General features: G+C 45.3%; 6 protein-coding genes. 4 read left to right on the forward strand and 2 right to left on the reverse strand.

Annotation, left to right across the window (positions count from 1 at the left end):
* Window positions 1-63 precede the first annotated feature (63 nt).
* The gene (locus FIU82_RS18010; protein ID WP_022944790.1) at window positions 64-1,287 is read right to left on the reverse strand and encodes a NupC/NupG family nucleoside CNT transporter; all 1,224 of its coding nucleotides are present in this window, start codon (window positions 1,285-1,287) and stop codon (window positions 64-66) included.
* Between the two features lie 14 nt (window positions 1,288-1,301).
* Window positions 1,302-1,931 carry a uridine kinase gene (gene udk, locus FIU82_RS18015; RefSeq protein WP_022944791.1) on the reverse strand — a complete coding sequence of 210 codons (630 nt, stop codon included), beginning with the start codon at window positions 1,929-1,931 and terminating at the stop codon, window positions 1,302-1,304.
* Between the two features lie 301 nt (window positions 1,932-2,232).
* Here udk and FIU82_RS18020 point away from each other — a divergent pair, with 301 nt between their 5' ends.
* The 4 genes from FIU82_RS18020 to FIU82_RS18035 all read left to right on the forward strand — a co-directional run bounded on the left by FIU82_RS18020 (window position 2,233) and on the right by FIU82_RS18035 (window position 13,690).
* Window positions 2,233-3,444, forward strand: a complete 1,212-nt coding sequence (locus FIU82_RS18020) for a phosphopentomutase (RefSeq protein ID WP_152441842.1) — start codon at window positions 2,233-2,235, stop codon at window positions 3,442-3,444.
* Between the two features lie 24 nt (window positions 3,445-3,468).
* Window positions 3,469-4,170 carry a purine-nucleoside phosphorylase gene (gene deoD, locus FIU82_RS18025; protein WP_022944793.1) on the forward strand — a complete coding sequence of 234 codons (702 nt, stop codon included), beginning with the start codon at window positions 3,469-3,471 and terminating at the stop codon, window positions 4,168-4,170.
* 320 nt (window positions 4,171-4,490) lie between these two features.
* The gene (locus FIU82_RS18030; RefSeq protein WP_172972756.1) at window positions 4,491-13,022 is read left to right on the forward strand and encodes a SpvB/TcaC N-terminal domain-containing protein; all 8,532 of its coding nucleotides are present in this window, start codon (window positions 4,491-4,493) and stop codon (window positions 13,020-13,022) included.
* Window positions 13,022-13,690 (forward strand): hypothetical protein, encoded by a 669-nt coding sequence (locus FIU82_RS18035; RefSeq protein WP_152441844.1) that lies wholly within the window; start codon window positions 13,022-13,024, stop codon window positions 13,688-13,690. The genes FIU82_RS18030 and FIU82_RS18035 overlap by 1 nt, the downstream gene beginning before the upstream one ends.
* Window positions 13,691-13,746: the final 56 nt, after the last annotated feature.

The raw sequence follows: 13,746 nt of genomic DNA on the forward strand, positions 1-13,746 counted from the left end.
CCCCTTAAAACAATAACCTAGGCCGAGGAGGCCCTGTTTTGCAACTGTGGCTTCTCTTTGTTTCTAAGCAATAGAGAGGAAAAACCCAGCAATTGCGGCGCTCATGAGGTTGGCCATAGATCCTGCCAACACTGCTCTGAGCCCTAGGCGTGCGATGTCCTTTCGCCGGCTTGGCGCCATACCGCCAATCCCACCTAGTAAAATGGCTATCGAAGACAAGTTAGCAAAACCACACAGCGCAAAGGTAACTATGGCTTGAGTGTGTTCGCTTAACTGGTCGCGATAATTTATAAAGTCTAAATAAGCTACAAACTCATTGACGACTAATTTCTGGCCGATAAAACTACCGGCAATAATGGCTTCGTCCCACGGTACACCTAATAACCAGGCTACCGGTGCGAAAACATACCCGAGAATTTCTTGTAGCGTGAGCTGTGGGTAATCAAACCAACCACCAAACCAACCCAATACGCCATTAAGCAATGCAATCAGGGCCACAAATGCAAGCAGCATAGCGCCTACATTCAAAGCAAGCTGCATCCCGCTTGATGCGCCTGATGCGGCTGCATCGATAACATTAACGGGCTGCTCATGGTCGCCATCCAGTTCAGCCAAATCTTCTTTCGGGGTTTCTGTCTCTGGCACAATCATTTTTGCCATAAGGAAACCACCTGGCGCCGCCATAAAACTTGCGGCAATCAAATACTGTAAATCGACGCCAATTTTGACGTAACCGGCCATCACTGAGCCTGCTACCGTCGCCAATCCACCGACCATTACCGCAAACAACTCCGACTTAGTCATAGAGGCAATAAACGGCTTTACAATAAGCGGTGCTTCGGTTTGCCCAACAAAGATGTTTGCCGTTGCCGAGAGCGACTCTGGACGCGAGGTTTTTAATAACCGTTGCAGCGCCCCACCGAGAATTTTAATAACCCAGTCCATCACCCCGAGGTAGTACAATACCGCCACCAAGGAGGAGAAAAAGACAATGACCGGCAACACTTGAAAGGCAAACAAAAAGCCCAGTGTTTTTTCCGAGGCCAATGGCCCAAACAAAAACGTAATGCCATCGGTGGCGTAGCTAATCACTTGCGCGACCGCTGCCGACATCTTAGCGAGTATGTTTTTGCCAAATTCAAAAAATAATACAAAGCCACCGATAATGACTTGTAATAAAAAGGCGATACCAACCGTACGCAGGTTTATTGCTTTACGGTTCGTTGAAGCGCCGAAAGCGATGGCGAGTAGGGCTAGCATACCCACCAAGCTCATTAATGTTGTCATGCCCGATGTTCCCGTTATTCTTGTAGTAGGTGTTTGATTTTACTTTTTATTATATCGATTGCTACACGGTTCTTACCGCCTCGGGTCACCACTAAATCGGCGCTGTGCTTCGAGGGCTCAATAAACTGGTAAAACATCGGTCGCACTGTTCGTTTGTATTGTTCAACCACCGATTGCAAACTACGGTCACGTTGTTCAATATCGCGCTGCATTCGGCGCATCAAGCAAATATCCAGTGGCGTATCGATAAACACCTTAATGTTAAATTCGTCGCGAAGTGCTGGGTCACTTAATAACAATATACCTTCGACAATGAGTATTTTTGCTGGCAACACTCGACGCGTTTCGGCGCTGCGAGTGTGTTCGCTATAATCATAAATTGGCACATCAACTGACTCTCCCGCACGAAGATTGCGTAGGTGAGTCACCATTAACTCATGCTCAAACGCATCGGGATGGTCATAATTGGTTTTAATACGATGCGCCATCGGTAAATGAGACTGATCACGGTAGTAGGCATCTTCCTCTATAATGGCGATGGCCCCCGGCTCTAGTTCATTTACCAACTCGTTATATATTGTTTGGCTAAAAAGCGACTTCCCTGATGCAGACGCACCAGCGATCGCGATAATCGTTTGTGTCACAGACAAGCACCCAGACTGATGTAAGATAAAGGATTACTTTAGCAAATTCGCTGCTATTAATCTCTGAAGATGTCGTCCTTTACTGCTGTCTAGCGCCTTAGTGACGCAAATCCTCACGTTATTCCGACAAATGTAGCTATTATTAAGTGGTCAAAATAAGGACTTATGTCCGCTGAATGTGAACAGCCATCGTCAGTTGCGGCTGCATTCATAGCAACCCACAAAGCACGGACTTTTGTCCTGTGTCGCCTAGTAACAAGTCGTTAAAGTGGTTCCATAAAACCACAGAAGTGAGGTGAGTATGGCACGCGCAATTATCCTGATGGCTGATAGTTTAGGTATTGGTGCAGCTCCAGATGCTGATAAATTCGGTGATGTTGGCGCCAACACACTCGCTCATCTTTTGCAGGCATACGAGCAAGACAAGGGCCAGCCATTGGCATTGGCAAACTTGTCGCGTTTAGGGTTAATCGATGCATGTGAGGCTGCATCGGGGGCGAGCATTAACATTAATGAACGCCAACAACCCCAAGCAGCTTGGGGCTATGCGAAAGAGCTTTCCAGTGGTAAAGATACGCCCTCAGGGCATTGGGAAATGGCCGGTGTGCCGGTGTTGTTTGATTGGGGCTACTTTCCCGTCGAGCAACCGTGTTTCCCGCAAGCATTTATTGATGAGCTGATTGAGCGTACAGGTATTCCTGGCATCTTAGGCAATTGCCATGCCTCTGGGACCACTATTATCGCCGAGTTAGGTGAAGAGCATGTGCGCAGCGGTAAACCGATTTGTTACACCTCCAGTGACAGCGTGTTTCAGGTGGCCGCTCATGAGCAAAGTTTTGGCCTAGATAAACTCTATGAAGTATGTGAAGTTGCACGGACACTACTTGATGAGCATAACATTGGCCGCGTTATTGCCCGCCCCTTTGTGGGGGAGAGCAGCAACGACTTTGAGCGCACCGGCAACCGCCGTGATTACTCGGTGTTGCCACCGGCGCCTACGGTGCTAGATAAACTCGCGCAAGCCGGTGGTGAGGTGATCAGTATTGGCAAGATTGCTGATATTTATGCGCACCAAGGCATCACTCAAAAACACAAAGCGCCGGGCCTTGAAAACTTGCTCGAGAAAACCGCGCAAGTGATGGCTGAAGCGCCGGATAACAGTCTGATTTTCACCAACTTAGTGGATTTTGACGAAAAATATGGTCATCGTCGCAACGCTATCGGTTATGCCGAAGCTTTGAAAACCTTTGATGACTTTTTGCCGCGTATTTTCGCGCAAATGAATGACGACGATTTATTGTTAATCACTGCGGATCACGGCTGTGATCCCACTGCAGCTGGCAGCGATCATACCCGCGAGTATGTCCCTGTCATTGCCTATCGGCCGGGGATGACTCCGGTGGCGCTGGGCGAGCGTGAAACCTTTGCCGATATGGGGCAAACCTTAGCGCAGTGGTTTAACTTACCTGAGCTAGACTATGGTACAGGGTTTAAAGCGGCGCTAGAGCGCTAAGAACGAATAGCAAGAGGATAGAATATGAGCACGCCACACATCAGCGCAGCCCCAGGTGACTTTGCCGAAACGGTACTTATGCCAGGCGATCCACTTCGTGCGCAATACATCGCTGAGCACTTTTTGGATGATGCCAAACAAGTCACCAGTGTACGTAATATGTTTGGCTTTACCGGCACCTATAAAGGTAAGCCTGTGAGCATCATGGGCTCGGGAATGGGTATTCCCTCTATGTCTATCTATGCGCGTGAGCTGATTGTTAGCTTTGGCGTTAAAAACATTATTCGCATCGGCACCTGTGGTGGCATTGCCCAAGACACCAAAATTCGTGATGTTATCTTTGCCCAAGGCGCAAGCACCGACTCTAACGTGAACCGCGCTCGCATCAGTGGTTACGACTACGCCGCGATTGCCGATTTTGGTTTGTTAGAAAATGGTGTGCGTGCAGCCCGCGACTTAGGCATTGACGCCAAAGTAGGAAATGTATTCACCACCGATACCTTCTACCAGGCCGATGGCAGCTTTTATGAGCAGCTCAACAAACTGGGTGTGTTAGCGGTGGATATGGAAACCGCTGGTTTATACGGTGTAGCTGCTGAATATGGTGCCAAAGCCATGGCGTTGTTTACTGTGAGCGATCATGTGATCACCGGCGAAGCAACCCCAGCGGAAGAGCGCCAAAGCACGTTTAACGAAATGGTTAAAATCGCGCTTGAATCAATTTAAATAAATTTAGTTAACGCAAAGAAGCGTCTTTGCGGTGCACCACGCCATCTGCCCATGGCCAAGTGCACACAGAGTTCCTTGGTAATACGTAAATACGTTAACCCAAAGCCCCCACCTTTTAGGTGGGGCTTTTTTATGTCTGCTAAAGCACAACCTTTAATATACAAAAGCCTTTTTAGTCAAACAGAACAATGTTCCTATCTTGTTAAAAGGTAACATTATGTTTATAATTCCCGCCTTCTTTATTAACCTTATCTGAATACACGGAAGTTCTGGGTTTGTCTCTAAGGCTAGCTCAAGCCTCTTTAAGGATGATTATAATGTTCAAACCCCTGCTTTATGCCATATTCACGTTTTTCGTGATGAATGCTGCTGTTGCAGCGCCCTCAAATCCTAGTAATGTAGTAGCAACAGTAAGTAATGGAAATGACATTACTATAAGCTGGCAGAGTGTAATAGGTGCAACTTATTATGTTCGTGAAGCACGTGTTGGCTCAGGGAGTTGGATAAACCCAAAAGAGTACACCGGAACCTCGGTAACATTTGTAAATATATCACCCAATGATTATCAGTACCGAGTAAAGGCGTGTGGCAGTCAAGGCTGCTCAAACTGGACGTATTCAAATAAGGTTTCTATCCTCAGGGAACCATCTAAGCCTTCAACAGTGACGGCTTCAGTAAAAAACTTGAATGATGTGGTCATCTCATGGTCATCAGTGAGTGCTGCAGCCTATTACATTAGAGAGGCAAAAGTAGGGGCTGGCTCTTGGATACACCCTAAGACTTACACCACGACGTCAGTGACATTTAACGGTTTGGCTGCAAACACCTACCAATACAGGGTTAAAGCCTGTAATGATCTTGCTTGTTCAAATTGGACATATTCTAATAAGATTCAAGTAGCAGGCTCTCCACCAACTCCTGCTAATGTTTCTGCGAGTGTTTATGATGTTAATAATGTCCGTGTGTCCTGGAGCTCTGTTACTGGAGCCTCACATTATATTAGGGAGGCACAGATTGGCTCCGGAGCATGGATAAACCCAGAGCAATACACAGGAACCTTCGCTACTCTTAACATCGTTACGCCAAACGAATACCGATATCGTGTAAAGTCCTGCAATCGACTCGGTTGTTCTGCTTGGAGGTATTCTAACACTGTCACCGTCGACAGAATACCAACGGCACCGAGCACGGTGGCTGCGGCTGTAAAAAACCTCTCAGAGGTAGATGTTTCTTGGTCTTCCTCCTCACATGCGCAATTTTACATTCGTGAAGCGCAGGTAGGCTCGGGTGCTTGGTCAAATGCAAAAGAGTATACAGCGACAAGTGCAACGTACAATATCGTGACCCCAGAGCAGTACCGGTATAGGGTGCAGGCGTGTAATAGTTATGGCTGTTCGGGGTGGACTTACTCAGACCGAATTACCGTCGAAGGCGTTCCAGTTGTACCCGAGAATGTCTCTGCTGAGGTGCAAAATAACTCTGATGTACTCGTTTCGTGGTCAGCTACTGCACGCACCCAATACTATATTAGGGAGGCGCAGGTTGGTGCTGGCGATTGGCATAACCCCAAAGAGTATAGTGGTACATCGGCAACTTTTAGTATTGTTACTGCAAATCAATATCGTTACAGAGTGAAGGCTTGTAATAGCTTTGGTTGTTCTGCTTGGGGCTATTCGAACACTATTGATGTGGACGGAACTCCTGAGGCGCCAAAGAGTGTGGTAGCGGAAGTTCAAAACCTATTGGATGTAAAGGTGTCATGGCTAAGCTCAGAACACACGCAACACTATATAAGGGAAGTAAACGTTGGCTCTGAGGGATGGGGGAATTCTAAACAGTATACTGAACTATCAGCAACTTATAATATTACGACACCAAACCAATACAGCTACCGCGTAAAAGCGTGTAATAGTTTTGGGTGCTCGGCTTGGAGTTACTCTAACAACGTCACTGTTGATGGAGTGCCTGAAGCACCAAGCGAAGTGTCTGCACAAGTAAAAAACCTGACAGAGGTGCACCTCTCTTGGTCTCCTACCGCCCACGCGCTTCATTACATCAGAGAGGTGCAAGTTGATACTAACGAATGGAAAAACCCAACCGAACACACCTTTACTGCTACGATTTTAAACATCTCAACTCCAGGAGATTTTCGGTATCGGGTCAAAGCGTGTACTACTATGGGTTGCTCAAATTGGACTTACTCTGAAACTGTAATTGTTGATGGTGTTTCAATTAACCCTGGAGTCGAGGCGTTTTGGGAGCAATCGGAGGCCACCGAAACTCCCGACGATCAACCATTTTCTGATGTTCAAGAAATCACCGCTGAGGCAGTGGGCACTATTGCGGGTCAAGCGGCTGTGAATGGCGGTGCTGCAAGCTACACGATACCCATTAAATTGCCACCAGGGCGAGCAGGAATGCAACCGAACGTTTCTTTGAACTACTCTTCTCGCAGTGGTAATGGCATCGCAGGGGTTGGCTGGGGCTTATCAGCTGGCTCAAGTATTACTCGGTGCGCGGCAACAGTGGCCCAAGATGGAATTAATCATACGCCCAATTACACAGCGAATGATAAGTTATGCCTAGATGGCCAGCGACTTGTAATTGTTTCGGGGAACTATGGAAACTCAGGTGCAATTTACAAAACTGAGCTAGATACCTTTGTCAGGGTCAAACAAACAGGATCTCTTACAGATGAAGCATCCTTTGTTGCAGAATATAAAAGTGGCCGCACAGCCTATTTTGGACAGGAAACAAGCTCTAAAGTAATTCACGCAAACAAATCTTCAGCTTATTCGTGGCTTATCTCATATGAGCACGACGCCACTGAAAATAACTATATCCACTATGAGTATTCATCGCATGGACAAGGAGAGCAGCTTCTCAATACCATTTACTACACAGGTACGGGAGCTGAAGAGCTCGGTGACCGTAAAGTTGTATTTGAGTATGAAAGTGCTGCAAACCTATATAAACGCTATATAGCGGGTGGGTACTACTTTTCAACAAAAAGACTGAAGAGTATCAGTACTGAATATGGCGATGCTCAAGTTAGTTCATGGAGCTTATCCTACTCAGCGAGTTTAGGGACATCGCGAAGCTTATTAGATTCAATAGAGTATTGTAGCCATATCAGTGGAACAGAAAAATGTCTTCCAAGTACTGAATTTGATTGGAGCAGCAAGCCTGCTGTTTATAAACCAGAACTTTTGGTCACGTCTGATGGGACAGAGATTTTTGGGCAAGGCCATTTCCCTGAGGGGTTTGCGGAAGTGACTGCATTTGGGGATGCCGATGGAAATGGCTCAAGAGATTGGCCGCGCTATTTTACCAACGCAGAATTTGACCAAGTAGGTGTTAATCCATTGCAGGGTACCGATTGCCAATTCAGCAGCATGTTACTGTCCACTACATGTTTGCAAGGCGACTTTAATAACGATGGTAGGACCGACCGCTGGAGTAAAGAAAATAATATTTTGCGAATAGGTTATGTATCGGGTGAAGACACTATATCCCTAAATTGGCAAGATACAGGTGTAGAGCTTGGCCATTATACTAGCACTAATCGTAGTGAGGGTGACACATTGCTGAGTGCAGCAGATTATAATGGCGACGGGTGGGTCGACATTACTGTGCTGAGGCGTATTAGTGAAGAAAAAAGAACGCTCACTGTATATAAACATACTCAAAACTTGCAGAACCCATACACAGAGAATGAATCTCACGAGCTCGATAGCGCTATATTTAACGGATATAGTATTGAGCCTGTCGGAGATATGAACGGTGATGGCATTCCAGACTTTCTCAAAAAGAAAACCAGAAGTGTTTATATGGACAGTGCTTCATCTGAGCTCTTACTTACTAGCACGGCTGCAAATGGCGCAATTCAATTGCAATCTTATGATGTGTTATTCGGTGCTGATATCAATGGACAGTCGTCAGCTTATGGGTACTGGGTTGATGTTAATGCTGATGGCCTGCCTGACTGGTTAGGTTGGGTAGACGGTGAAGTGGGCGCAAACCTTACAGTTAAGCTAAACCAGGGAAATGGAACCTTTACTGAAGCGCAAGATATCGGTGTGTCTGTACCTTCGCGGCGAATACCGCTTTATAATGCAGCAGATAGACAAAGTGAATATGTACTCAGACCTAAATTTTCTGATGCATTTCGCATTATGGATATCGATGGTGACGGTCGTAGCGAAGTTATTATGCCTAATAGTATACTTGTTGAGGGCTGTATCATTTTAGTAGGGCGCCGCCAAAGAGAACAACGCCATGGAGAATTTACCGTGTGCGGGGACTCGGTTTACACATCATATTTCCCTAATGAAGACTCTAATGAACGCGTGGCAATACAAACGAAGTTTGATTACAGCCTCTATCAATATCAGGCCTTAAAATTTTCGCAAGATGCAACCGGCTCTGTGAGTGCCCATTTTGTCGATACTGACCTAGTTGGCACACCCAGCTACTCTAGTGTGATGGATGCAACAGGCAACGGTTTACCTGATTTGGTATACAAATATGGCTGCAGATATTACGCATCAGGCGAGTACAGAAATCATAAGTTTTTCTGCTATATGAGAGGCGCTAATGGAGAGAGAATAGAGGGCCCGGAGCTGGTCGATAAAAACCTTATTACCTATAGTTATCCTAGTGGTACAGCAGGGGGGAGCAGCGCTGTTGCTGATCACCAAGTTAGAAAAGTGTACTTTAACCGCAATTACGGTGCGACCGAACCCGCTAGCATAGAAAAATCAGATTATCACCCTCATGACCTTTTGCTATCGGTCACAAATGGCCTTGATAAAAAGGAGCAATGGCACTATCGGCCTCTAAGCTCAGACGTTGTAGATGGATTATATAACAACCCAAAACACAATGAATTAAATGACACTGAGCACTTTTACTTTAGCTCTAGCATGTATGTCGTTCATACGTTTACTCAAAGCGATGGTATAGGTGGAAATCAGCACTACACCTATCAATACCGAGATGCAATGTTTAATAACCAAGGCCGAGGCTTTATGGGCTTCAAAAGTGTTATTGAAAAAGACCTAGTTCGAGGCTTAGTTACACAAACAGACTTTAAACAAGTGTTCCCACTGCAAGGAAAGCCTTACCGTCAGGCCACATTCTTGGAGAATGACTACACGGCTGGCAGTTTAGGTGGAAAGTCTGACCATACAAATGCGATTAGCTACACTCAATTTGAATGGCTCGTAAACACGGATAACGGTAATCATGTTTACTTAGCGAATAAAGAGACTATCACCCGAGATATCACCCAGGATGCAACTAAATTAGGCAGTGTGGTTGAGTCCATCGCAAGTATTGATGCCTACGGCAACGTGCTTGAAAGCAAAAAAACATCAAAAGATGAAACCGGCCTAGTGACTGTTACCACAACCCGCGCCTATACCCCGAATACAGATACTTGGTGGCTAAATAAGCTCGATACCTTGAAGGTTGAAACCAGCGAAATAAGCGAACGTGCAGTGACGGACCCTTACATCTCATTGAGTGATGAGCAAAAAAAAGAGCTCGATACAAAAACCACCCTGACGACTAATTATTCTGAATATGATAATAGCCGTAAACCGAAAAAAATTACCGTCAGCGGATCGTCAGGAACAGGAAGTAGCACCAACATTGCTTACAACTCCTATGGCTTACCAACAAGTAAAACAGTATCCGCGAACGTATTAGCGGGGGGGACGTGGTCATCGTCGGAGCGGGTGGTTGAAAGTATCACCTATACCAAAGATGGAACAACAGAGGCGGATGATGGTTACTTCCCGCTCAAAATAACGAATGCGAAGCAGCATGAGCTGTATAAGCACACCGACCCAGCGACCGGTTTTGTTACTAAAACCAAAGTGCAACTAGGTGACAATGTATACCAAGAGACAATAAATACATTAGATGGCTATCAGCGTCCGTATAGCAGTAAAACCAGCGGTCAGCCGAAGGTTTACACCGTGGTCACTGGGCCCGATACAACCCACGCGCCCGAGAATGCAGTTGTGCAAATAACTACCCTCTCAGCGGGCAAGCCAACACAAAAAGTTTATCAAGATAAATTGGGCCGCACGCTGCGGGTCGCAACCCAAGGTTTCAACTCTGACGATTGGGTATTTACCGACACACAGTACGATGCGTTAGGGCGAAAAGTCTTTGAATCTCAACCTTATTACAATGGCCATTCCAAGTATGGTGTTTCTTACTCGGAGTTTGACGCCTTAGGTAGGCCAAAGAGCAAAGTTACACAGCGAAGCTGCGGAGGCATGACAACGAGCTATGCATATGCAGGGTTAACAACAGACATCGAGGTGAAAGATGAGTGTAACAGCAAACTGATTACGATGTCTCGCACCTATAACACCCGCGACCAGCTCATTGAAACCAAAGACGCTGAAGATGGGATAACTCGCTACGCATATAATGGGCAAGGCCTACCCATTGTTATTCAAGATGCTAAAAACAATCACATTACAGCAAAATATAACGCTTTTGGACGTAAGACCGACGTCAATGACCCCAATCAGGGTAAGAGCACATTTGCTTATAATGGCTTTGGTGAGCTCCAAAAGGAAACACATAGCACCGACACAAGTATTATCTATACAGTCGATAATCTAGGACGAGTAATCCAGCGCTCGGCAACAGGCGAGGACACGTTAACCTACACTTATGACACAGCCGATAATGGTGTTGGGCAGTTGCACAAAGAAGTGGGTAATGGCGTAAACCGTACCTATGAATATGATGCTTATGGTCGCCCCACAGGAACACTAATCAACGGCAATAATCGTTCTTATCGCATCACAACGTTCTATGATGGGAATTATGGTCGCGCTAAGGGGCTGCGTTACCCCAATGGCTTGACCTTAGAGTACCTTTACACTGATGCAGGCTATTTAGAAACGATTCAAAATGCGGCGAGCCATTACATCTTTAAGAAAATTACAGGGCAAGATGCCTTTGCCAACGTCACCGAAGCCACTCTAGGAAATGAGTTGACCGAAATCACCTCATACAGCGCTGTAGACGGTGCGATGACAAGTAAGCAAATAGCTGATGGCAACAACAACCTAATGTTTCTTAACTATGAACAGTACGATGGTTTTGGCAACATACGCAAACTGGGTGTTACTACAGGGGCTGTGGGTGAACAGCATACCTTCACAGAAACCTATACCTACGATAACCTTCATCGTCTTAAAACGAATCAGGTTAACGGTATAAAAATCGGCTCTTACACCTACGATGCCATTGGCAATTTACTCAGCAAGAGCGACTACTCTAACGAGTATGACTACACAAGTGAGGGGAGTGGAGGCCCGAACGCCGTTAAGCGAGTACAACGCAATAGTAAGTGGGTCAGCTTTAGTTACGATAAGCGGGGCAACATGCTCACCGGTGATGGGCTGAGCAGCGCAACCTACAATGCCATGGATAAACCAACTACGCTGGTCAAAAATGGGATCACCAGTCAGTTCGTTTATGGCCCCAACCATATGCGGTTCAAACATACCACCAATGGCCGAACAACATACTATGCAGACAAGCTGTATGAAGAAGAAGTTCAGGCAGAGGAGACCACTTGGCGTGCATACATAGATAATGTCGCCATAGTGAGTCAAACTAATGAGCAAGCAGTACAAATTAGGTACACGCACACCGACCGTCTTGGCAGCAGTCGATTATTCACAAATCATAATGGTGATGTACTTGCAACGCGTAATTACGATCCATTCGGTAAACCGCGTTTAGCCAATGGTAACTCAAAGCCCTCGGCCCGCTTAGGCGATATTGTGGATACCACCACATACCGAGGCTTTACCGACCACGAACACCTTGATGAACAACAACTTATTCATATGAACGGTCGGGTGTACGATTACAACCTGGGTCGGTTTATGTCGGTGGATCCGCTGATCCAGGAACCGGGCAACTCCCAGTCGCTGAACCCGTATTCGTATATTATGAATAACCCTCTGGCGGGGACGGATCCGACGGGGTATGCGGCGGAAACGGTTGAAATGAAAGAGGATGACAAGCTGATTACTATGGATGACGGTAATACCTACCTTGATCAAGGTGGTGATACGTTAATTAAAGTAGACAGTGTCAAATTAACAGGATCTAATGGTTCAACTGCTACAATAAGCATGACAAATGGTCAATCATCAGCTGATTTAGGTTCCCAGGAAGGAATTTCAAAAGAATCAACGAATAACCGAGCCATGTATGCGCCAACAGATTCATCTTTGCAGGCGAATACCAACAATAATGGGTCTTCGGAATACAGCAAGGATTCGAGTCAGCAAAGAACTACGGATGAGCAGTTTGTAAAGAATCACAATCTTAAAATTACTATAAGTAAAGGCAAAATCTCAATTGGCGGAACTATTTATTCTTTGCAGCAGTACCAAGCTGAGAAATTTATTGCCTATCTCAAAAAAGGGTTCGCGGGGTCATTTTTAGTAGATGGGAAATCTTACTCCTTTGATATCAATCTCAGTTACACAATGTGGGAAGGAAATGAAAACATCTCATTGACTGCTATTAGGGGGCTTCCTCCAGAGAATGGAGGATTGTTCTATAGATCAAATGCTGGGCACGGAGGAACAAACATAAACTTGTGGATGGATGGAATGAATGTTGTGAACACATCTACCCATGAATTTATGCATATTCTAGGTTTTGGAGATACTTATAGGGATACCTCATCTGGTTCTGTCAGCTTTACCGGTCATGAAAATGATATTATGGGGTCAACTAGTGGAAGCATACAAAGTTACCATTTACGAACATTGATAAATAATTATGGGGGCCAGTAATGCGTCATTTCATTTTATTACTGATGGTATACATTTGCTTTAATGCCTTCGGGTGTAAGGCTAGTGAAGAGTGCACATGGATAGGCGTTGGTGGAAAAGATGTCACAATATCAGATGTGGATAATTGCAAAAGTGAAATAAAAAATTTAAGCCTTGCTGATTTCTCCAAACTAATTAGTTGGGCAATAGTCACGAAAAATATGGAATTTATTGACCTACTTATTCATACCTCGGAAAAGCAATTGATTGATGCAAACAGAATTGCAGCCGTAGATTTTACTTTCTTAGTGCTGGATTCAGGAACAAACTCTGTTGATATGTTAAAACGATTAGAGTTTGAGAGAATTGACACTGTTAAGGCGTTACTCAATGGTAAAAATCTAGCTTACTTTGCAATAGAAACAAATGCAGAGGAGCTGATCAACTACCTTGTAGCATCGCCAAAATATTTGTCGATTGTGAAACAAGATATAAATGTCTTAGCTGCCGGAGCCTCAGGAAATAAACGAATTTTGGAAAAATTGGTCGACATGGATTTGAATATTAATACAACTGATGATAAGGGGTGCAATGTCCTTGATTATGCGATTGCACGTAATAATCGACAGATAAAGAATTATCTAACTTCACGATACAAATCCATTAAGCCACATTGTTCGGTAAAATAACGCTCACAAATAGTCTGCTATTGCCTGGCCGAGAGCTGGGCTTTTCTTTGCCCGAA

This window comes from Pseudoalteromonas sp. THAF3 (genome assembly GCF_009363775.1).
GTDB classification, from domain to species: Bacteria; Pseudomonadota; Gammaproteobacteria; order Enterobacterales; family Alteromonadaceae; genus Pseudoalteromonas; species Pseudoalteromonas ruthenica.